Origin of the sequence: Nocardiopsis deserti (genome assembly GCF_008638355.1) — a bacterium.
GTDB classification, from domain to species: domain Bacteria; phylum Actinomycetota; class Actinomycetes; order Streptosporangiales; family Streptosporangiaceae; genus Nocardiopsis; species Nocardiopsis alborubida.
Genome location: NZ_ML703348.1, coordinates 375,747 through 397,510, shown reverse-complemented (window position 1 = coordinate 397,510; position 21,764 = coordinate 375,747). Strand labels below are relative to the sequence as shown.

Annotated in this window: 17 protein-coding genes; 10 read left to right on the top strand and 7 right to left on the bottom strand. The window is 70.1% G+C overall.

What is annotated here, in order from left to right:
- Window positions 1-9 precede the first annotated feature (9 nt).
- A complete protein-coding gene (locus FYW99_RS04480; RefSeq protein WP_150250489.1) occupies window positions 10-990 on the top strand; it encodes a serine hydrolase in 981 nt (326 codons plus the stop codon).
- Between the two features lie 228 nt (window positions 991-1,218).
- On the opposite strand, the gene fabG is transcribed toward FYW99_RS04480, so the two are convergent.
- Window positions 1,219-1,977 (bottom strand): 3-oxoacyl-ACP reductase FabG, encoded by a 759-nt coding sequence (gene fabG, locus FYW99_RS04475; RefSeq protein WP_190394547.1) that lies wholly within the window; start codon window positions 1,975-1,977, stop codon window positions 1,219-1,221.
- Window positions 1,978-2,298: 321 nt separating this feature from the next.
- Here fabG and FYW99_RS04470 point away from each other — a divergent pair, with 321 nt between their 5' ends.
- Both FYW99_RS04470 and FYW99_RS04465 read left to right on the top strand, forming a co-directional pair.
- Window positions 2,299-2,796, top strand: coding sequence for an ATP-binding protein (locus FYW99_RS04470; protein WP_150250487.1), 498 nt, complete (start codon window positions 2,299-2,301; stop codon window positions 2,794-2,796).
- A 267-nt stretch (window positions 2,797-3,063) separates the two neighbouring features.
- On the top strand, window positions 3,064-3,912 hold the full coding sequence (locus tag FYW99_RS04465) for a helix-turn-helix domain-containing protein (RefSeq protein ID WP_150250746.1): 849 nt from the start codon (window positions 3,064-3,066) through the stop codon (window positions 3,910-3,912).
- A gap of 248 nt (window positions 3,913-4,160) precedes the next feature.
- Here the strand turns inward: FYW99_RS04465 and FYW99_RS04460 are convergent, their stop codons facing one another.
- From FYW99_RS04460 to FYW99_RS04440, 5 genes are all read right to left on the bottom strand, one after another.
- Window positions 4,161-4,394, bottom strand: coding sequence for a DUF397 domain-containing protein (locus tag FYW99_RS04460; protein ID WP_061081670.1), 234 nt, complete (start codon window positions 4,392-4,394; stop codon window positions 4,161-4,163).
- Window positions 4,395-4,786: 392 nt separating this feature from the next.
- The gene (locus FYW99_RS04455) at window positions 4,787-5,866 is read right to left on the bottom strand and encodes a metal ABC transporter substrate-binding protein (protein ID WP_223838715.1); all 1,080 of its coding nucleotides are present in this window, start codon (window positions 5,864-5,866) and stop codon (window positions 4,787-4,789) included.
- 213 nt (window positions 5,867-6,079) lie between these two features.
- Window positions 6,080-6,751 (bottom strand): potassium channel family protein, encoded by a 672-nt coding sequence (locus FYW99_RS04450; RefSeq protein ID WP_013151577.1) that lies wholly within the window; start codon window positions 6,749-6,751, stop codon window positions 6,080-6,082.
- Window positions 6,752-6,779: 28 nt separating this feature from the next.
- The gene (locus FYW99_RS04445; protein WP_150250485.1) at window positions 6,780-8,231 is read right to left on the bottom strand and encodes a TrkH family potassium uptake protein; all 1,452 of its coding nucleotides are present in this window, start codon (window positions 8,229-8,231) and stop codon (window positions 6,780-6,782) included.
- 227 nt (window positions 8,232-8,458) lie between these two features.
- Window positions 8,459-9,379, bottom strand: coding sequence for a cation diffusion facilitator family transporter (locus FYW99_RS04440; protein ID WP_150250741.1), 921 nt, complete (start codon window positions 9,377-9,379; stop codon window positions 8,459-8,461).
- A 117-nt stretch (window positions 9,380-9,496) separates the two neighbouring features.
- Between FYW99_RS04440 and cmtR the strand changes: the two genes are divergently transcribed.
- From cmtR to FYW99_RS31670, 4 genes are all read left to right on the top strand, one after another.
- Window positions 9,497-9,826 (top strand): Cd(II)/Pb(II)-sensing metalloregulatory transcriptional regulator CmtR, encoded by a 330-nt coding sequence (gene cmtR, locus FYW99_RS04435; protein ID WP_190394546.1) that lies wholly within the window; start codon window positions 9,497-9,499, stop codon window positions 9,824-9,826.
- A gap of 748 nt (window positions 9,827-10,574) precedes the next feature.
- A complete protein-coding gene (locus FYW99_RS04430; protein WP_150250482.1) occupies window positions 10,575-13,778 on the top strand; it encodes an efflux RND transporter permease subunit in 3,204 nt (1,067 codons plus the stop codon).
- Window positions 13,779-14,352: 574 nt separating this feature from the next.
- Window positions 14,353-15,135 (top strand): SigB/SigF/SigG family RNA polymerase sigma factor, encoded by a 783-nt coding sequence (locus FYW99_RS04425; protein ID WP_223838713.1) that lies wholly within the window; start codon window positions 14,353-14,355, stop codon window positions 15,133-15,135.
- Between the two features lie 177 nt (window positions 15,136-15,312).
- The gene (locus FYW99_RS31670) at window positions 15,313-15,483 is read left to right on the top strand and encodes a hypothetical protein (RefSeq protein WP_190394545.1); all 171 of its coding nucleotides are present in this window, start codon (window positions 15,313-15,315) and stop codon (window positions 15,481-15,483) included.
- A gap of 136 nt (window positions 15,484-15,619) precedes the next feature.
- Here the strand turns inward: FYW99_RS31670 and FYW99_RS04420 are convergent, their stop codons facing one another.
- Window positions 15,620-16,102, bottom strand: coding sequence for an ATP-binding protein (locus FYW99_RS04420; protein WP_150250478.1), 483 nt, complete (start codon window positions 16,100-16,102; stop codon window positions 15,620-15,622).
- Between the two features lie 1,457 nt (window positions 16,103-17,559).
- Between FYW99_RS04420 and FYW99_RS04415 the strand changes: the two genes are divergently transcribed.
- From FYW99_RS04415 to FYW99_RS04405, 3 genes are all read left to right on the top strand, one after another.
- Window positions 17,560-18,540, top strand: a complete 981-nt coding sequence (locus tag FYW99_RS04415; RefSeq protein WP_150250476.1) for an ABC transporter permease — start codon at window positions 17,560-17,562, stop codon at window positions 18,538-18,540.
- Between the two features lie 70 nt (window positions 18,541-18,610).
- Window positions 18,611-19,519 (top strand): ABC transporter permease, encoded by a 909-nt coding sequence (locus tag FYW99_RS04410; protein WP_150250474.1) that lies wholly within the window; start codon window positions 18,611-18,613, stop codon window positions 19,517-19,519.
- Between the two features lie 10 nt (window positions 19,520-19,529).
- Window positions 19,530-21,716, top strand: coding sequence for an ABC transporter ATP-binding protein (locus tag FYW99_RS04405; protein ID WP_150250472.1), 2,187 nt, complete (start codon window positions 19,530-19,532; stop codon window positions 21,714-21,716).
- The last annotated feature ends 48 nt before the right edge of the window (window positions 21,717-21,764 follow it).

The window sequence follows — 21,764 nt, the reverse complement described above, 5'->3', positions numbered from 1 at the left end:
GGTGATAGCGTGCCCCGGCATCCCCCCGCCGACAACCGAGCCCGGGCCGTCGCCGTCGTGGCGGTCGTCCTCGCGGTGCTCATGGCCTTCGCCCTGCCCGGCGCCACCTCGGCCTCCGGGGCGGCACCGCCCCGCCCGGACCCCGCCCTGTTCCGCTCGCTGGTCTCCGAGAGCGCGTTCCCCCTGGTGCCCCTCGCTCCCGTCGACGCGCCCGAAACCGGAGGGCAGGGCCTCACCCCCGCCCAGCGCGAGGAGCTCACCGCGCGGATCGGGGCGATCGGGGAGGAGCACCCGGCCGACTTCGCGGTCGCGGTGCAGGACCTGCGCACCGGCGCCACCTTCAGCCACGACGCCAACCGGCAGTTCCCCACGGCGAGCGTGGCCAAGCTGACCATCCTCACCATGCTGCTGCTGCGCGCCGAGGAGGAGGGCCGCGACCTCACCGGAGCCGAGCGCTCCCAGGTCTCCCGCATGATCCGCTACAGCGACAACGACGTCACCGACGGCCTGTACTCGCGGATCGGGTTCACCGACGGCTTCGTCGAGGGCGCGCGGGCGCTGGGCTTCACCAACACCGACCCCCATCCGCGCGGCCGGTGGGGTGCCACCATGACCACCGCCGCCGACCAGGTGCGGCTGCTGCGCGCCCTCTACTGCGACGGGAGCCCGCTGGCGGAGGAGGACCGGGCCTACGCGCGCGGGCTGATGGAGTCCGTCGCCGCCGAGCAGTCCTGGGGGGTCTCGGCCAGCGCGGGCCCCGACGACACCGTCGGGCTCAAGAACGGCTGGACCCCGCGCGAGGCCAACGGCGGCCTGTGGAACGTCAACAGCGTCGGCTACGTGGCTGGACCCGGACGCGAGTACCTGATCGCGGTCCTGACCGACGGCAGCCCCGACTACACCACCGGTGTCGCCCTGGTGGAGGAGGTGGCGGCCGCGGTCACCACGGCGATGGAGGAGGCCCGCGCCGCCGAGGACCCGGGCGGATGACCCCCGGCGCCGTCCCCGGGCCGGGACGAACGGCCCCCGGCGCACCCCCCGGCCCGTGCGCACGTGTGCCCCGCCCGGAGGACTCCGGACGGGGCACGGGGGACCGGGCGCAAGGGTTCTGAACCGCGGTGATCTTGCTCCTGGTGCCGGTTTCGGCGTCGACAGTGGCGCTGGGAGCAAGATCATCCCCGGGGGGCGCGCCCAGGCGGACCCTTCGGTCCCGGTCAGCTAGTCCAGCGGGCCGCCGGCGACGTAGAGGACCTGGCCCGACACGAACCCGGCCTCCTCACCGGTGAGGAAGGCGACGGCGTTGGCGATGTCCTCGGGCACGCCCACCCGGCGCACCGGGATCTCGGCCTCCTTGAAGGCCTTCATGTCCTCGTACTTGACGCCGATGCGCTCCGCGGTCGCCCTGGTCATGGCGGTCTCGATGAACCCGGGCGCGACCGCGTTGCAGGTCACGCCGAACTTGCCCAGTTCGATCGCCAGGGTCTTGGTGAACCCCTGGAGCCCGGCCTTGGCCGCGGAGTAGTTGGCCTGGCCCCGGTTGCCCAGCGCGGAGGAGCTGGACAGGTTGACGATCCGGCCCCAGCCGCCCGCGGTCATGTGGGCCTGGGCGGCCCTGCTCATGAGGAACGAGCCCCGCAGGTGCACGTTCATCACGGTGTCCCAGTCCTCCACGGACATCTTGAACAGCAGGTTGTCGCGCAGGACCCCGGCGTTGTTCACCAGGATCGCGGGCGGGCCCAGGCGCTCGGCGACGATGTCGACGGCGGCGGTCACCTGGTCGGGGTCGGACACGTCGCAGCCCACGGCCAGGGCGGTGCCGCCCGCGGCCGTGACGCGGTCGACGACCTCCTGGGCGTCGGACTCCCTCAGGTCCAGCACGGCGACGGACCGGCCCTCGCGCGCCAGGCGCTCAGCAGCGGCGGCACCGATCCCACGGGCCGCACCGGTCACAATGGCCACACGGGGCGTTGGTGACATGGGATTACCTCCAAGAATTCGCGTGGTGGGCGCGAGGAGATCCTATCCACATGCCAACCGGTCGGTAGGTGGACGGGGTGTGTCCGGAACGGCCCCACCCGTGAATAGGGCGGTCCGCGCCGACCCGCTTCACGGGTCGGGCGAAGTCGTCTTCCCGTTTGCCTGCACATCGTCGGGGCTTGGCCTACGATTGCCTGCAAGACGAAGATGCACGTGCATTCGAGTCGTGCAGCGGCACGAGACCGACCTGCACGCGGACACGGCCCGCCCGGTCGTGTCACCGACGCCCACGCAGCGGTGCGTCAGGGAGGAGTGGAAGGCATGGAGTGCGCTGAGGCGGTGGCCGATCCGGCCGGTGGCTGGTGGCTCAAGGTCCTGACGCACGGTTCCCGCCGCTGGAACACCCCCGTCTGCGGGGACCGGCACGACGCCGTCACGTGGAGCTTCGAGCCGCGCCCCCACTCGGTGGGGGCCGCGCGCGAGATTTCCGAGGCGCTTCTCCGCGAATGGGAGATGCACTACTTGTCCAGCGATGTCGCGGTGGTCGTTTCGGAATTGGTCACCAATGCGCTCCGGCATGGTGGCCCTCTGCCCTTGACAGGGCAGAGCGATGGCGGTATTCAGCTCTCGCTCATGCGCAGCGGCAGCGAATTCATCTGCGCGGTTCGTGACGGTGGAGACCGGCTGCCGCAGAGAAGGGAAACCGATCTCGACCTGGAGGGCGGTCGGGGGCTTGCCCTGGTGAGTGCTTTCGCGCGAGAGTGGGGTGTGATTCCCACGCCGCCCGGCGGAAAGTTCGTTTGGGCGCAATTCGTGTGAGTCCCGGGGTTCCCGCCGGGCGCTCCGCCCGGTGCTTCCGGCGGCGCTGTCCTCCGGCGGATCGGCCCTCCCCGGAGGTGCTGGAGGGGTGCCGGATCGGGATCCGAAGGCACCACTGCTCTATCGTTCTATCGTGTACCTGTAGTGTCTTGTCCGCACGGCAAAGGTGTCCCGTCGCATGGGTGCCCTTGTGCGAGGAATGAGGGAGAGGCGGCGAACGTGGATATCGCTCGATTGCGCCAGGGGAGCGGCCCCACTGTGCGCCGCATGCTGATCGGGCACGAGCTGCGCCAGCTTCGCGAAGCGCGTGCTATCAGTCGGGAGGACGCCGGGAACAAGATTCGGGCATCGGCGTCGAAGATCAGCCGTATGGAACTCGGCCGGGTCGGTTTCAAGCTGCGCGATATCGAGGACCTCCTCAAGATGTACGGGGTCTCCGACCGCAGGAGGATCAAGGAAATCCTCGAAGTCGCGCGCGAATCCAACAAGCCCGGTTGGTGGAAGGAGTACGGGGAGTCACTGCACAAGTGGTTCATCCGCTACGTCGGCTTCGAGGAGGCCGCCGACCACATCCGCATCTACGAGTCCCAGTTCGTTCCGGGGCTGCTCCAGACCGAGGAGTACGCGCGGGCGGTCATCTCCGGCGGCGTGGAGACCGACGAGGTCACCGAGCAGCGCGTCGACGCCAGACTCAGGAGACAGCGGCGCCTGCGCACCGACACGAGCATGCGCATGTGGGTGATCCTCGACGAGGCCGCGGTCCGCAGACCCATCGGCGGACCGGAGGCCGGGCGCGAGATCATGCGCGGTCAGCTGGAGTGGCTCATCCAGCTCAGCAAGGAGTACGACAACATCACCCTCCAGATCGTCCCCTTCGCGGTGGGCGCGCACGCGGCCGAGGCGGGTTCGTTCACGCTCCTGCGCTACTCGGAGTTCGAGCTCGCGGACATGGTCTACCTGGAGCAGCTCACCGACGGCGAGATCATCGACCGCAGGCCGGTGGTGGAGGCCTACACCAAGGCCATGACCCGGCTCAGCGTCGCCGCGGCCACGCCGGACGAGACGCTGGAGCTGCTGGAACAGATGCTGGAGGACCTGGACAAGGCATTCGACTGAGCAGCGGCGTGGGACGGGTGGAGGGGACCCGGAGCACGCGCTCAGGGATACGAGAGGCTCGCCGAGGCGGGCCTTTCCGGGTTTTCGGGCACATACGCCCGGGCGGGCCGCCGGGCGCGTGCGGTCGCGGACCGGCCGGGGAGAAGGCGAGCGGACCGGGCCGGTGCCCGGGGGAGAAGGGGTCACCGCCGAGCGGTAACCCCTCCTGTGTGCCGTGGGGCCGAACGCGCCAGAGGGGTCGAAGGACCCTAGCTGAGCAGGTTGTCGAAGTCCCCGTCCTTGGCGCCCAGGATGAGGCAGTCGATCTCCTCCTGGGTGTAGACCAGCGCCGGTCCGGTCGGGAACCGCGAATTGCGTACGGCGATGGAGCCGTCGCCGAGGCGGGCCATCTCGACGCAGGCGCCCTGGGAGTTGCTGCGCCGGGCCTTCTGCCAGGCCGCCTCGGTGAGCTGGGTCGCGGGGATGCCGTTGTGTGCGGTCATGCTGCTCCTTATGTCTCTTCGAGGGGAACGTCCGTGCTTATGCACTGCCAGATGCACGTGCATTGGCACCGACACGTTCACAAGCATAGCGTGACCCCCGCCACTTGTCCGGGGGTTTGGTGGTATGTAAGCGCCATGTAACCCGTGGCGTGCCCGTGTGCCGTGTCCACGTGGCCCGGGGTGGTTTCGGTCGGGCGGGAAGAGAGGACGCGAGCGCGCGCATATTCCCTGTGCGGCGATGGTGGCGTGGGGCGCGAAAGCGCGGAGGCCCCGCCTGCCGGGAAAGCCCTCTCCCGGGAGGCGGGGCAGGGGGCGCGAAAGCGCGTCGGCCCCGTCGGCCGGGGCGGGTGCCCGGGGCCGACGGGGCCGGTGCGGTGGGACGGGCCGAGGGCTCAGGAACAGGACAGCGCGGTGGTCAGCGCCTCCAGGTTGCCCCGCATGATCGACGGGTAGTCGTCGCCGGGGGAGTCCTCGGTGACGCCCTCCAGCGGGTCGAGCACCTCCACCTGGGCGCCGGTCTCGGCGGCGATGGTCTCGGCGGTCGCCGCGGGCATCAGCGGCTCGGTGAAGACCGTCCCGATACCGCGCTCGTCGACGATGTCGGTGATGGCCGCGATCTGCGAGGGGGAGGGCTCGGTCTCGGGGTCCACCCCGCTGACCCCGATCTGCTCCAGGCCGTAGGACTCGGTCAGGTAGGTGAAGGCGGTGTGCCCCACGACCACCTCGTCGTGCTCGCAGGAGGACAGCCCCTCCTCGTACTCCTGGCCGATCGCCTCCAGTTCGGCGGTCACGGCCTCCACGCCCTGCGCGTAGCCGTCGGCGCCCTCGGGGTTGACCTCGGCCATCCGGTCGCCGAGCGCCTGGGCGGTCTGGGCCATCAGGTCCACGTCCAGCCAGAAGTGGGGGTCGTACTCGCCGTGGTCGTGCTCCTCCTCGGCGGCGGCCTCCTCCTCCGCGTGCGCCTCGTCCTCGGCGTGGTCGTGGCCCTCCTCCGCGTGACCCTCCTCCTCGCCGTGGCCGTGCTCGTCCTCGGCGTGGCCCTCCTCGGCGTGCTCGTCACCCTCCGGGTGGTCGTGGCCGCCCTCCCCTGCGGGGTGCAGTTCCACGACGTCGGCGACGTTGAACGCGCTCTCGGAGGCCTCCTGCGCGATCGCCTCGTCCACGGCGGGCTGGAGGCCCTCCACGTAGAAGGCGATGTCGGACTCGCTGACCTCGGCGACCTGCCGGCCCGTGAGCTCCAGGTCGTGGGGTTCGGTGCCCGGCTCGGTGAGCTGGACGACCGCCACCCGGTCGCCGCCGATCTGCTCGGCCAGCCACTCCAGGGGGTAGACGCCGGTGACCACGGTCAGGTCCGCGTCGGCGGGGGAGACACCCGAGTCGTCGGCCCCCTCGCCGCCGCTTCCGCAGGCGGTGATCGTCAGAAGTGTCGCGGCGCCGAGGGCGGCGGCCCGCACGGTTGTCCCAGTTCGCATGGGTCAATTGTCGGGATAATGAAAACGGTTGTCAATTTGTCCATTCGCAGCGCAACGCTCACGCGCCCCCGGAACCACTGTCCGCGGGCGCGCGGAGCGGGCGGCCGGGCACGGAACCGACGGCGCCGGGCGCCTCCCCGCGGCCTCCCCGCCCCACCGGTTTCCACGGCCCCGCAGCGGTTCCTGCCCTCTTCCGCCGCCGTGCGGCCCGGCTCAGGTGGACTCGGAGAAGCGCTCCACGTCGTCGGTGCGCCCTGCGACCACGATCACGTCGCCCTTGTTCAGCACCGTCTCCTGGGTGGCGTAGGTGAACTCCTCACCCATCCGCTTCACCGACACCACCGTGATCCCGTAGTGCTGGCGGACCCGCGTCTCGCGCAGCGTCTTGCCGATGAGCTCCTTGGGCGCCTTGGTCTTGCCCAGCGAGAAGCCCTCCTCCAGCTCCACGTAGTCGAGCATCCTTCCCGACAGCAGGTGCGCGACCCGCTCGCCCATGTCGTGCTCGGGCAGCACCACGTGGGTGGCGCCGACCTGCTCCAGGATGCGGCCGTGGCGGCGGCTCGTCGCCTTCGCCCAGATGTTGGAGACCCCCATGTCCACCAGCAGCGAGGTGGCCAGGATGCTCTCCTCCAGGTGGGTGCCGATGGCCACCACCGCGCTGTGGAACTGGCCCGCGCCCACCTGGCGCAGCGCCTCCTCGTCGGTGGCGTCGGCGATCACCGTGTGCGTGAGCGCGTCGGCGAAGGACTGCACCAGCCGTGGGCTGGAGTCCACGCCCAGGACCTCCCACCCCCGGCTGACCAGCTCCAGGCCGAGCGAACTGCCGAACCGGCCCAGGCCGATGACCAGGACCCGCTTGTCGGTGAGTCTCCTGTGCTGCTGCACGGTGTCCCTTCCTTCCCTCGGAGTGCTCTCAGCCGATGATCGGCCGCGCCTCGGCGAGATCGTAGCGCCGGCGGTGGTCGCGGAAGGCCAGCGCCGTCACGAAGGTGATGGGGCCGATCCGCCCCGCCACCATCAGCAGGGCCAGCAGGAACTGGGCCCACGGCGCCAGGTCCGCGGTGATGCCGGTGGACAGGCCGACCACGCCGACGGCCGACACCACCTCGAACATCACCGGAAGCAGCTCGAACGGGGTGGTGCGCACCAGCAGGACGGTGGTGAAGGCCACCACCGTCGCGGACAGGAACACCAGGCTCAGCGACTGCCGGATCACCCCGGGCGACAGCTGGCGCCCGTAGACGTGGACCTTGTCGTTGCCGCGGACCTCGGCCGCCACCACCAGGAAGATCACCGCCAGGGTGGCCACCTTGATGCCCCCGGACGTTCCGGCGCTGCCGTTGCCGACGAACATCAGCATGATCGTCACCAGCAGCGTGGCGTCCTCCATCTCCCCGGTGTCGACGGAGTTGAGGCCGCCGCTGCGGGGCATCACGCCGTGGAAGAAGCCGTCGACGAGTTTGGCCCACCAGTGCATCTGACCGAGGGTCTGGGGGTTGTGCCACTCCATCACCGTGACCAGCAGCGCTCCGGCCGCGAAGAGGATCGTGGTGGTGGTGACGGTGAGCTTGGTGTGCAGGCTCCACAGGCGCGGGGTGCGCAGCTCGCGCCGCAGCTCCAACAGGACGGGGAAGCCGATGCCGCCGAGGATCACCGCCAGGGCGATCGGCACCAGGACGAACGCGTCGCCGGAGAAGCGCATCATGCTGTCCCCGTACAGGGAGAGCCCGGCGTTGTTGAAGGCCGAGATCGAGTGGAAGAAGCCCGAGTAGACGGCCTCCCCGAGGGGCATGTCGTAGCCCAGCCACATCCTCGGCGTGATCAGCAGGAACGTCAGGCCCTGGCAGATGAGGAAGATGAGGGCCACCCGGCTGACCAGGCCGCGCACGTCGCCCACCCACAGGCTCCGGGTCTCGGTCTGCACAGTGAGCTGCATGCGCAGCCCGAACCGGCGGATCATCGCGGTGCCCAGCAGGGAGGCCAGGGTCATGATGCCCATGCCGCCGACCTGCATGAGCACCAGGACCACCCCCTGGCCGAAGGTGTTCAGGTCGCTGCCGATGCTGATCACGCTCAGCCCGCACACCGAGAGCGCCGAGGTCGCGATGAAGAAGGCCTCGACGAACTCCAAGCCATGGTGATCGGGCGTGGTCAGCGGGGTCATCAGCAGCACTGTGCCCATCAGGTCCACGATCACGTAGGCCATGAGGAACACCCGCGCGGGCTGGCGCCACGTGCTGGCCTCGCGGGTGGAGCTCAGTTCGCGGCGCAGCTTGTACGACAGCCTGGCCGCCCTGAGGGGCAGGATCGAGCCGCGCAGCCTGCGCAGGGCGCGCATCCCCGTTCTCAGCCGGTTCTCGCTCACCGCTGACCGCGGGTCGGGAAGGGTGCCACGGTGTCTCCTTAAGCGTTCCTGGGCGCGGGGAATCGTGCCAGAGGGTTCCGATGGTGGCACGTCGACGGCCCGTCCAGCATCGTAACCGTGCGGGGGGTGTGCTGGTGGCGTCCGCGGCGGTCTCCACCAGCGGGGACACGGCGCGCGCGGTCCCGCCGGAGGCCGGTCGCGGGGCACCGGGCGCACCTCCACCCAGGTCAGGGGTGGCGGGCGCCCTCGTGGTCGGCGTGGCCGGGCGGCTCCAGTTGCAGGGTGGAGTGCTCGACGTCGAAGTGGCCGGTCAGGCACGCGTGGAGTTCGTCCAGCATGCGGCCGCTGTCGCGCAGGTGCTCCTCGGCGACCACCACGTGCGCCGACATCACGGGGACTCCGGAGGTGATGGTCCAGGCGTGCAGGTCGTGGACGTCCAGGACGGCGGGGTGCCCGAGCAGGTGGTCGCGGACCTCGCTCAGGTCCATGTCCTGCGGGGTGGCCTCCAGCAGGATGTGCACGGCCTCGCGCAGCAGCGCCCACGCGCGGGGCACGATGATCGCCGCGATGCCCAGTGAGACGAGGGTGTCCACCCGGTCCCAGCCGGTCAGCCAGACGACGACACCGCCCGCGATCACCCCGGCCGAGGCCAGGGCGTCGCCCATGACCTCCAGGTAGGCGCCCTTGACGTTGAGGCTCGCGCGGGCGCCCGAGCGCAGGACGAACAGCGCGCCGATGTTCATGACCAGGCCGAAGGCGGCCACGGCGATCATGCCCGGCCCGGACACGTCGGCGGGCGTCCGGAGCCGCTCGACCGCCTCCACCACGATGAACCCGCACAGGACGAACAGCACCAGCGCGTTGACGGCGGCGGCGAGGATCTCCGCGCGCTGGTAGCCGAAGGTGCGCCTGCTGGTGGCGGGCCGCGCGGCGATCCACACGGCCACCAGGGCCAGGGCCACCCCGAAGGAGTCGGTGACGGTGTGCCCGGCGTCGGCGAGCAGGGCCAGGCTGTCGCTGAGCGCGGCGCCGATCACCTGGACCACGGCGACGACGAGCATCATCCCGAGGACCGCCGCCAGCCGCCTGCTGTTGGCGGCCCCGGCTGTGACACCGTGCCCGTGCCCGTGGTCGTGTCCCAGGCCCATCAGCTCCCCCGTTCCGACGTCCTCTCCCGGAGCCGCCGTGCGCGGCACCCATGGTTCAGCCTCCACTGTTTATACAGCCTTGGCTGTCTATACAGCAAGCCATGTACAATGGTTTTCATGTTGACCTCCGAGCAGCGCCTGTCCGCCATCCACCGGCTCGGCCGCGCCCTGTCCGACCCCACCCGCTGCCGCCTCCTGCTGGCGCTCCTCGACGGTCCCCACTACCCCGCCGGACTCGCCGAGCAACTGGGGCTCACCCGGCAGAACGTCTCCAACCACCTCGCCTGCCTGCGTGACTGCGGCCTCGTGAGCACCTCCGCGCGCGGGCGCCAGGTCAGCTACGCGCTTGTGGACGACTCCCTGGCCCACGCCCTGGAGGACCTCCTGGGCGTGGTGTGGGGGACCGCGCAGCCGCACGAGGCCCCCGGGGAGCGGCGGCCCGCCTGAGCGCCGCGTCCCCGGGGCCGGGGCGGGCGGGTCAAGGTCCAGCCCCGGGCCCGCTCCCGCGCGGCCGCCTCCACGCGTCCGGGGTGCGCGGGCCGCCCGGCGGCGGCCGACCCGGTGCACGCGAGCCCGGGGTGTGCGCGGCTCCCCGTCGCCTCCGCGGGGCCGTGGCGCGCGGCTCCCCGCCGAGCCCGCTCCGTCACCTCCGGTGACCCCGCGTTCGGGGCCGTTTTCCGGGTGGCCGGAAGTTGCCACCGTGATGTCCGTTACAGGACAACCTCCTTGCGCCGCCGCGGAAAGCCGCATTTCATCCCGTCCGGCTCCGACTTACGGATGAGGACACCTACTTTGGTCAGAAACCGACCCTGACAGAAGGCTGACGCGTCCCTGAGACTTCCCTGAATCGTGTGGGGGAGCCCCAGGTCCCGATATAACGCGACGTATGGTGAGTAGTGCGCCCGGCAGGTGCACGAGGCCCGGTAGAGACGGCTGACACGGCCGTTCCGCGCCCGGGCGATCCAGACACCGGCACCTCCGTCACCACACGTTCGAGCCCGGTCCCAGTACCGGCGGACGACTGTGTGCTGCCCCGGCGCGTACACGCGCTCGACGACCCACACATCACGGCCCGCCCCGTGTCCGCAGTGAACTAGGAGCGAGAACCTCTCATGTCCAGATCGGCCGCAAGGGCCCGCGCCGCGGGCCTCCCCCGGACGGGGACCGCTGCCACCAGCGTGGAAGGGACCCGGGTATGAACCGCGCCGCGGTCATGTCGCTCGGCAACCGGGCGCTGGTCCTGCTCATCACCCTGGCAGTCCTCTTCTTCGGAGTTCTCGCAGCGACGTCGGCCAAGCGCGAGCTCTTCCCCGACATGTCCCTGCCGATGGTGATGGTCTCCGGCACCTACCAGGGGGCCGCCCCCCAGGTGGTGGAGAGCCAGGTCACCGAGCCGCTGGAACAGGCCGTCCAGAGCGTCCCGGGCGTCACCACGGTCACGTCGACCTCCAGCACCGGCTCCTCCCAGGTCACGGTCGAGTTCGACTACGGCCAGGACCAGGACGACCTCGTCCGCCAGACCCAGATCGCCGTCGACCAGGTCGCGGGCATGCTCCCCGAGGGCGTCGACACCAGCGTCATGTCCTTCAGCACGGACATGATGCCGGTCGTGATGCTCGCGGCGGGCGCCGAGGACGGCGACGACCAGGCCATGGTCGACCCCCTGGAGACCCACCTCATCCCCGAGTTGGAGTCCGTCGAGGGCGTGCGCTCGGCGACGCTCACCGGCGCGGTGGAGTCCGACGTGGTCGTCACGCCGGACGAGGACGAACTCGCCTCCAACGGCCTGTCCCCGCAGAGCCTCGTGGACGCCCTCCAGTCCAGCGGCCTGCTCCAGCCGGGCGGGGACGTCGAGTCCGACGGCCGCAGCCTGAGCGTGACCACCGGTGACCAGTTCACCTCGATCGAGCAGGTCGAGGAGGTCTGGCTCCAGCCCGCCGCCGCGGGAGCGGACATGTCCGCCGCGGCGCCCGGCGCGCCCCCGGCCGCCCCGGCCGAGCCGGTCCGGCTCTCCGAGGTCGCCGAGGTCGAACTCGTCCAGGACGAGGCCGCCAGCCTGGCGCGCGTCAACGGCGACCCGAGCATCGGCGTCATGGTCATGAAGACCCCCGACGGCAACACCGTCGAGGTCTCCGAGGGCGTCCAGTCGGTCCTGGACGAGCAGGCCGACGTCCTGGGCGAGGACATCGACATCAGCGTGGTCTTCGACCAGGCCCCCTACATCAACGAGTCCATCGTCGCGATGCTCGAAGAGGGCGGCATGGGCCTGCTGGCCGCCGTGATCGTCATCCTGGTCTTCCTGTTCTCGATCCGCTCGACCCTGGTGATCGCGGTGTCGATCCCGGTGTCGGTGCTGATCGGGTTCCTGGGCATGCAGGCGTTCGACTTCTCGCTGAACATGCTCACCCTCGCCGCCATCACCATCTCCATCGGACGCGTGGTGGACGACTCCATCGTGGTCCTGGAGAACATCCGCAGGCACCTGGACTACGGCAAGGAGCGGATGGCCGCGGTCAAGCAGGGCGTGCGCGAGGTCGCCACCGCCGTGGTCTCCTCCACGCTCGCGACCGTCGCCGTGTTCCTGCCGCTGGCCTTCGTCGGCGGCCAGGTCGGCGAGATCTTCCTGCCGTTCGCGGTCACCGCCAGCCTGGCCCTGGTCGCCTCCCTGATCGTCTCCATCACCCTCATCCCGGTGCTGTGCTACTGGTTCATGCGCCCCAGGGAGATCGGGGACGCCACCCAGGAGGAGATCGAGCGCGAGGAGTACGAGCGGGAGACGCGCAGCCCGCTCCAGCGCGCCTACCTGCCGGTCATCCGCTGGATCACCACCAAGCGCAGGACCGCCACGATCACCACGCTCATCGCCAGCGCCGTGATCTTCGGCGGCACGGTCGTCATGGCCAGCGGCATCGAGACCGACTGGATGGGCCAGTCCGAGGAGAACACCTACCAGATCGTCCAGGAACTGCCCCCGGGCACGTCCCTGGAGGTCGCCGACGAGGAGGCGGCCAAGGTCGAGGAGGTCCTCGACGGCTACGCCTGGGTGGACTCCTACCAGACCAACGTCGGCGGCGGCGGTATGGCCGCCATGATGGGCGGCGGCGGTGCGGCCCAGGTGGACTACAGCATCACCGCGGACCCCGACACCGACCAGGCCCGCAACCGCGAGGTGCTGCGCACGGCCATGGAGGACCTGGACACCGAGTACGAGCCGCGCCTGAGCGCCATGGCCGCCATGGGCGGTTCGGGCATTGAGGTGCGGGTCAGCGCCGACGACCAGGAGGCACTGGCCGAGGCCGCCGGGATGGTCGAGGACGAGCTGCGCGGCATCGACGGCGCCGACGACGTCGCCAACAGCATCGCCGAGTCCCAGCCCGCGCTGGAGGTCCGCGTCGACGGCGAGGAGGCCGCCGAGCGGGGCATGACCGAGGCCATGATCGGCCAGCAGGTCACCGCCGCCTTCAACGGGCAGAGCGTCGGAACCGTCACCCTCGACGACACGCGCCGCGACATGGTGGTCCGCGTCGACGAGGCCCCCCAGACCGTGGCCGAGCTGGAGGACCTGCCCATCACGGGGCCGACCGGACAGGCGGTCCCGCTGTCCGACGTCGCCGAGGTGGCGGAGGTGCAGCAGCCGCCGGAGCTCACGCGGATCGACGGCATCACCAGCGCCACCGTGTCGGCGAGTGCCACCGGTTCCGACCTGGGCGCGGTGAGCGCCGAGATCACGCAGGCCCTGGCCTCCATGGACCTGCCCGAGGGCGCGACCGCGACCCTGGGCGGCGTCAGCCAGGACCAGAGCGAGGGCTTCGCGCAGCTGATGCTGGCGATGGTCGCCGCGATCGTCATCTGCTACCTGATCATGGTGGCGACCTTCAAGAGCCTGCTCCAGCCGCTCATGCTCCTGATCTCGGTGCCGTTCGCGATCACCGGTTCGCTGGGGCTGCTGCTGGTCACCGGCACCCCGCTGGGTGTGGCGGGCATGGTCGGCATGCTGATGCTCATCGGTGTGGTGATCACCAACGCCATCGTCCTGATGGACCTGATCAACCAGAACCAGAACAACGGGATGCCGCTCAGGGAGGCGATCGTGGAGGGTGCCCGGCACCGTCTGCGACCCATCCTCATGACGGCGCTCGCGACCGTCGCGGCGCTGACCCCGATGGCCCTGGGCGTCACCGGCGGCGGGGCGTTCATCTCCGCGCCGCTGGCGATCGTGGTGATCGGCGGTCTGGTGACCTCCACCGTGCTCACGCTGATCCTGGTCCCCGTCCTCTACCAGCTGGTGGAGTGGGGCAGGCAGCGCGGCGCGGCCCGCAGGCAGGCCCGCCGTGAGCTGCGCAGGGAGCGCAAGGGCGCGGCCGCCGGGTCCGAGCGCGCCAAGGAGCCGGTCGGCTGACCCCAGGCGGTTCCCGGTTCGGGGGCGCTTCGCGCACGGCGCGGGGCGCCCCCTCGTCGTTGCCGGGGAGGGCGACGGTCCCGCATCCGCAGGGCGGTGACCGGCCGCGTTGATGCGAACTTGAGTTCGATCATGAAAAATTCGGTAAAAGTGTTTTATGGGATGACTTGGCGGTAGGGGGCTGGTATCCGCGCCCGGCCCACTGGGCGGAAAGGGTGCGGTCGCTGTGCCCCCGTGGGCTTGCGGGGGCGGAAGCGCGGAGTGCTTCGCCCGCTCTTGCCTACACGCAGTAACCGCGCGAGTGTCGAAAGATATTTGTCGCACGACAACTTTTTTCGCTCCGTCGCTTTTGAAGGCGTTTCTGAGGGAACGTACTTCCCGCACGGCGGTCGTCCCCCGCCCGACCAGAGCTCCCGACAGCGCGTCGGGAGCGGGGGCCGCGCCGCAGGTGCCGACAGGTGACACGAGCACACAGGACAGAGCACCGGGGGGTCTCCTCTTGTCCGCGAACGCCGCGCAAAAGTCCCAAACAGTCACAGACCACACAACCGTCATCCCCAGGCCGCGCAGACCGATGCCCTGCGAGGACGCCACGGCGGAGGAACTGCTGTCCGTACTCGGAGGTTTGGGGGAGAACGACCCGAGGGCCGACGGCCTGCGTGAGCGGGTCATGGTCCTCTACCAGCCGTTGATCAACAAGATCGCGCGCCGCTACGGGGGCCGTGGTGAGCCGTTGGAGGACCTGAGGCAGACCGCGATGGTGGGGTTGGCCAAGGCCGTGCGCGGCTACGACCCGGACCGCGGCAAGCCCTTCATCTCCTACCTGCTGCCCACGGTGACGGGGGAGATCAAACGGCACTTCCGCGACCACACCTGGGCGGTGCGGGTGCCGCGCCGCCACCAGGAGAACCGGGTGAAGCTGCGCCGGGTCACGAGTGAGTTCCAGCAGGAGCACGCGCGTACGCCCACGATCGCGGAACTGGCCCACGAGATGGGGTTGCCCGAGGCCGAGGTCAGTGAGTTGACGCAGGTCTCGGAGTCCTACCGCTCCCTGTCCCTGGACGCGCCGGACTCCTCCGACGCCGAGGGCCGGGACGGCGCTCGGCTGGAGGACCATCTCGGCAAGGAGGACGAGGGCCTGGAGCGTGTGGTCCAGCGAGAGTCCCTCAAGCCCGCGCTGGCGCGGTTGCCCGCGCGTGAGCGGGAGATCCTGCGGTTGCGGTTCTTCGGTGACCACACCCAGTCCGAGATAGCGGACCGGTTGGGGTACTCGCAGATGCACGTGTCGCGGTTGCTGTCGGGGGTGTTGGAACAGCTGCGACAGGAGGTCGGCACGGCGTCGCCGGAACGCCGCTGAGATCTTCCGGAGGAGGCCACGGGGGCCTTCCTCCGGACGCGGACGGGGGCTCCCGCCCGCACGGACGCGGTCGGGCCCGTCCGCGAACCCCCACAGTCGGGGGCGTTCAGGCCCTTGGCACTGCGTCACCGGAGCGGCGATTTGTGCTATCCGCGCACTCCAGGCAGGCTGCGTGACATGGAAGAAACGAACAAGAGCCTCGACGACCTGGTCCGCGACGAGCTGGGCGAGGAACCGTCACAGGAGGCCAAGGACTACGCGCGCGAACTCTACGAGCGCTACCGGCTGCCCGCACCCGGCCAGGACGATGGTGCGGCGGCGTCCCCGAGGACCGGCGCGAAGGAGTAGGCGCGCTCTCCCGGACGCGGCGGCGTACCGGCGCGGTCCCGGGCATTTCGTGCTCCGGGGCTCCGCTCCGCTTCGCTCCGTGTCCGGGGGGCTCGGGCGCGCGCCCACGGAAGCGGTCGGCGGCCCGGGAACCGGGTCAGTCGGAGAGGGCGGCTTCGTCGGCGTCCCCCGCCGAGGTGTCGCAGTCGCGGTCCCACACCAGTTCGAACCAGACCTTGCGACCCATCCCGTCACCGCGGGGCTCGGTACCCCACTTGCTGGAGAGCGCCTCGACCAGATCCAGCCCACGGCCGTGCTCGGCGGTGTCGTAGGGGTCCCGGTGCTGGGGTTCGGGCGCCTCGGTCACGCTGCCCAGGTCCCGTACCTCCACCCGCGCCCACCCGGGGGCCAGGCGGACACAGACCTCGAACTTGCCGGTGGCCCGGCCCGAGGCGCTGTGCGTGATGGCGTTGGTGGCCAGCTCGCTGGTGAGCAGCGTCGCCGTGGTCAGCTCCGGTGAGGCGACCAGCTGCCGGGCGACGAACCTCCTCGCGTAGGCGATCTGGCTCGGCAGGCCGGGGAAGCGCCGCCGCGCCGGTCTGGAGGCGGTCTCTGTGCTGTACGGGGTGCGCTCTTCCATGGAACTCGCCGGACGTTGAAAGGGACGGGACGAAGACACCGGGACCTGGAGTGCGTCCGGCTGCGAGGGAACGGCCCCGGGGGTGGGGTCGTGCGTGTGGAGCGCGACGGGATGACTGCGGGGTGCTGCGGTGTCACACATTGGGTTCACTCCCCGGGGACGTGTGTTCGCGGCGGGCATGGCAACGAGAGTGCCGGGCCCTCGAAGGCGTCCGTGCCCGCGGGACGGGTCACGGCGCGGGGTGGTCACACGGGCCCGGGCCCCCTGGGACAGGGAGGGGTGCGTCGGTGTGCCACGCGTCACGCGCAAGGGCGGCGACAGGAGGGAGGAAGGAAGCCGCGAGACTTCCTCCGAGGCGGTGGTGGGGCCTGGGAGCGGGCCGGGATGGTGGGTCATGTCGGGTGGCGGATGTGCCCTACGACACTGAAGGGCGTATTCGCGCTTAGCATACGCTCCGTGCCTCCCCGGAAACCCAGCTGACCTGGCTTGGTCAGGATAGCCCCGGCTGAGCTGGAAAAAGGGGGTGTTCGGTCGGATCACGGGGACGGCCGGGAGCGTATACGGGCCGTCTTTCGGAACTGGTGGGGCCTGTGAGCATGGATAACGATTAGGTGAAGCTCTCCGGAATTCTGGTGCTCCTCACGGTCTTGCGCCCTTGTGTTCGACCGGTCAGGGCGTGGACATGCCCTCCCGTGCGGGCCCGCCCCCGGCCCCGGCATCGAGATCGACGGTGCGGCGCCCCCCGTGCCCCGGTTCGCGCCCCGGCCATGATCGGTGCGGCCGGGCGGGAGCGCCTGGCCGGGCGCGCGGCGGGCGGGGGCCCGAGCAGGACCCGGCGGCGGCCGTGAGACCGGACTCGACCCCTCCGGAGGCTGGGCGGGGCGGACCCGCGAGGAAACCACGGGTGTTCTCCGAGCACTTCCGCGTCGTTCGTGAAACCGTCCTGGGGTCGGCATCCGGGCCGGGGAGGGAGGTTTCGACCGTGCTGCGTTAGATTACCGTTGAGCGACATTTTTGTGGTCGTATGTCCGAATGTAGAGCCACCGGAGGCGGGTCCGCTTCGGCTGCGGAGTGTGTTTTCCCAGCTCACGCGAGTTGTCGGTTACTGTACAGAGCCATTTCATTGCAGTCTGTACAAAACTTGACAAATCGACTGCAATCGGGTGCTTAATTGGCCACCGTTGTCTTTTCTTGATGCAGTGTTTACCGTCGAGTGTCTAGCTCAGCGCAGACTCTTGACATTCCGGTCACGGATCGTGAACCGGGCGCAAGTGTGTTTCGGCAGTCACCGGGAGCAACCCCCCGCCGGTGGCCGCGGGATCGCGAAGGCTTGACGATGCCATCCACCGTTGGCGTCGTACTCCTGGTGCTTCGGACCCCCGGCCTCGGGCGCCCCCAGTAACGACCGCGCATAACGGGACGAGTGCCGGGCTCGGCTGTGAGGTTCGGAGATAGTTTTGGGCAAGTTCCTGGCCAGGCGGCTGCTGAACTACGTCGTGCTGATCTTTCTCGCGACGAGTTTCGCCTACCTGCTCGCCGCGACGAACCTCTATCCGCGCGGCTACTTCGAGCAGATGCAGCCGCCGCCGACACCGGAGGCGGTCAACGCCCAACTGGACGCGCTCAACCTCAACGACCAGACTCCGCTCGCCGAGCGGTACGTCACCTGGCTCGGCGGAGTGGTCCAGGGCGACTTCGGCAAGACCATCCAGGGCGGCGACGTCACCGACCAGATGTGGATGAAGGCGGGCGTGACCCTGCGCCTGATCACCGTCGCCACCGTCCTCGGCAGCGTGATCGGCATCGCGGTGGGCGCCTACGCCGCCGTGCGCCAGTACCGGCGCTTCGACAAGGCGGCCACGGCGGCCTCCTTCTTCGTGCTGTCGGTGCCCACGGTCGTCATCGCGATCGTCGTCCAGGTGCTCGCCGTCACGATCAACGACGGACTCGGTTTCCAACTGCTGCGCTACTCCGGCGAGTACGCGGCGGGCTTCGACGGAACGTGGTGGGAACTGCTGCTCAACCGCGTCCACCACGCGATCCTGCCCACGATCGTGCTGGCCGTCGCTCTCTTCGCCTCGTTCGCGCGCTACCAGCGCAACATGATGCTGGACGTGCTCAACGCCGACTTCGTGCGCACGGCCATGGCCAAGGGGCTCACGCGCAGGAAGGCCCTGTTCAAGCACGCCCTGCGCACCGCGCTGATCCCCACCATCACCTACTTCACCTTCACCTTCGGCGCCCTGGTGTCGGGAGCGACCTTCACCGAGAAGATCTACGGCTGGCACGGTATGGGCGCGTGGCTGATCGACTCCATCTTCCGCCAGGACGTCCACGTGGTCGCGGCCGTCTCCTGGTTCATGGCGATCACGATCATGGCGGCGTCCTTCCTCTCGGACATCCTCTACGCCTGGCTGGACCCGAGAGTGCGGGTCTGACCGTGTCCCCCGCCACCGCCCGCAACGTTCCACCGCGCACGACCGCGCCAGTTCGGCTGGAGAGCACGCCATGAGCACGATCGAGAAGAGCACGGGACCGGATAAGGCGACCGTGCCTCCGGCACCCAACCGGCTCAAGGACGTCGTACGCCAGCTCATGGGTACCCGGCGGGTCATCGTCGGTCTCGCCATGCTCGTGCTGCTGGCGGCCTTCGCCTTCGTCGGCCCCTACGTCAGCGGTTGGGAGGTGGGCCAGCGCGACTTCGGAGCCACACTCGAGGCGCCCTCCGCCGAGCACTGGATGGGAACCAACCGCACCGGCCAGGACATCTTCACCCAGGCCACCGCTGGCTTGCAGAAGTCACTGCTCATCGGCCTGCTGGTCGCGGTGGTCTCGACGGGGGTGGCCGCCCTCGTCGGCGCGTTCGCCGGCTACTTCGGCGGTGTGACGGACCGGGCCCTGATGTGGATCGCCGACCTGGCCCTGGTCCTGCCCAACTTCGTCATCCTGGCCATCCTGTCCAAGCACTTCGTCGGCCAGGGCGGCTGGTTCGTCCTGGTCATCCTGCTGGCGGCGTTCAGCTGGATGGTCACCTCCAAGATGATCCGTGGCCTGAGCATCTCCCTGCGCGAACGCGAGTACATCCACGCGGCCCGGTTCATGGGCGTGCCCTCACACAGGATCATCCTGCGCCACATCCTGCCCAACATGTCGTCCCTGCTCATCGCGGACGCCACGATCACGGTCAGCACCGCCATCATCGGCGAGACCGCCCTGAGCTACTTCGGGCTGGGGGTGCAGTCGCCCGACATCAGCCTCGGCATGGTCATCGCCGAAGGATCGTCGTTCGCCACCACCGCCCCGTGGATGTTCGCGTTCCCCACGGTTCTGCTGGTGCTGATGGTGCTGGCCGTCAACATGATCGGGGACGGGCTGCGCGACGCCCTCGACCCGCAGTCCAAGTCGCGCCGGTCCTAGGGGGCACACCATGAGCACTGACACCGTCGCGACCACCGAGACCGTCAGCGGGGCCCCCGTCGGCGACACCCCGGTCCTGGAGGTCACCGACCTCACCGTCACCTTCGGCGGGCTCAACGGCAATCCCGACGTGCGCGCCGTGCGCGGGGTCAGCTACTCCGTCCGCCGCGGCGAGGTGCTGGGCATCGTGGGCGAGTCCGGCTCCGGCAAGTCCGTCTCCTCGATGGCCGCCATGGGACTGCTGCCCGAACACGCCCGGATCACCGGCTCCGTGCGTCTGCACGGCGAGGAGATCCTGGGCCTGGACGACCGCGCCATGGCCCGCAAACGCGGCAGGGTCATCTCCATGGTCTTCCAGGACCCGCTGTCCGGGCTCACCCCCGTGTACACGGTCGGCGACCAGCTCGCCGAGGCCGTCCTGATCCACGACCCCTCCGCTCCCAAGGCCAGGGCCCGCGCCCGCGCTGTGGAACTGCTCGAACTGGTCGGCATCCCCAACGCCGCCCAGCGCTACCGCTCCTTCCCACACGAGTTCTCCGGCGGCATGCGCCAGCGCGTCATGATCGCCATGGCGATGGCCAACAACCCCGACGTCATCATCTGCGACGAGCCCACCACGGCCCTGGACGTCACCATCCAGGCGCAGATCCTCGACCTGCTGCGCACCGCCCGCAGGGAGACCGGCGCGGCCATCGTGATGATCACCCACGACCTCGGCGTCGTCGCCGGGTTCGTCGACCGGGTCCTGGTCATGTACGCGGGCCGCCCGGTGGAGACCGGCCGCGTCGACGACATCTACTACCGCAGCAGGATGCCCTACACCATGGGTCTGCTCGGAGCCGTCCCGCGCATGGACCTGGAGCACCAGGGCGCCCTCGTGCCCATCAAGGGCACCCCGCCGTCGTTGTCGGACCTGCCGCCCGGATGCCCCTTCGCCCCGCGCTGCCCCCTCGCCCGGCCCGAGTGCGACCTGGCCGAGCCCGAACTCCTCACGATCGGCGCCCAGCCCCCGGGCGAGGAGATCCGTGAGGACGGGGCCGTGGCGCGGCCCGGCGCCGGGCGGGAGGCCGGCGCCGACGCCCAGCGGGTGGCGTGCGTCCGTTCGGGGGAGATCGCTGCCCAGGGGTGGACCGCCCAGGACATCTACCCGGTGCCGGAGATCCCCGACTCCCCGGCCGCCGCGGGAGACCGTGCGGACCGCGCCGAGATGCTGCGGGTGCAGGACCTGGTCAAGCACCACGCGCTCACCAAGGGCGCGGTGTTCAAGCGCAGGGTGGGCTCGGTGTACGCGGTCGACGGCATCGACTTCGACATCCGCGAGGGGGAGACCCTCGCCCTGGTCGGCGAGTCCGGCTGCGGCAAGTCCTCCACCCTCATGGAGATCATGGACCTGGCCAGGCCCCAGCGCGGCTCCATCTCGGTGATGGGCCGGGACGTCGCCACCCTGGGCCGGGCCGACCGGTTCGCGCTGCGCCGGGACATGCAGATCGTCTTCCAGGATCCGATGAGCTCGCTCGACCCGCGCATGACGGTGTTCGACATCATCGCCGAGCCCCTGCGCACCCACGGCAGGCGCGCGGACGAGGTCACCCGGAGGGTGTACGAGCTGATCGACCTGGTGGGCCTCAACACCGAGCACGTCACCCGCTTCCCCGCCGAGTTCTCCGGCGGCCAGCGCCAGCGCATCGGCATCGCCCGGGCCCTGGCACTGGAGCCCAAGCTGCTCGTGCTGGACGAGCCGGTCTCGGCCCTGGACGTGTCCATCCAGGCCGGCGTGGTCAACCTCCTCCAGGAGCTCCAGGCCCGGCTGGGCCTGTCCTACCTGTTCGTGGCGCACGACCTGTCCGTGGTCCGGCACATCGCCGACCGCGTCGCGGTCATGTACCTGGGCCGGATCGTGGAGATCGGCGACACCCGCTCGGTCTACTCCCGGCCCTCCCACCCCTACACCCAGGCGCTGCTGTCCGCCATCCCGATCCCCGACCCGGAGAAGGAGCGCGCGCGCACGCACATCGTCCTGGACGGAGACCTGCCCAGTCCCGCCGACCCGCCCTCGGGGTGCCGGTTCCGGACCAGGTGCCAGAAGTTCGCCCTGCTCCCTGAGACCGACCGGGAGCGGTGCCGGAGCGTCGAGCCCCAGATCCTCGCTGTGAACGACGGTGACCAGGCGGCAGCCTGCCACTTCGCGGAGCGCTAGGAGGTCGTCCGACCCCCGACGACCGGCTCGTCACGGCCAGCGCCACCC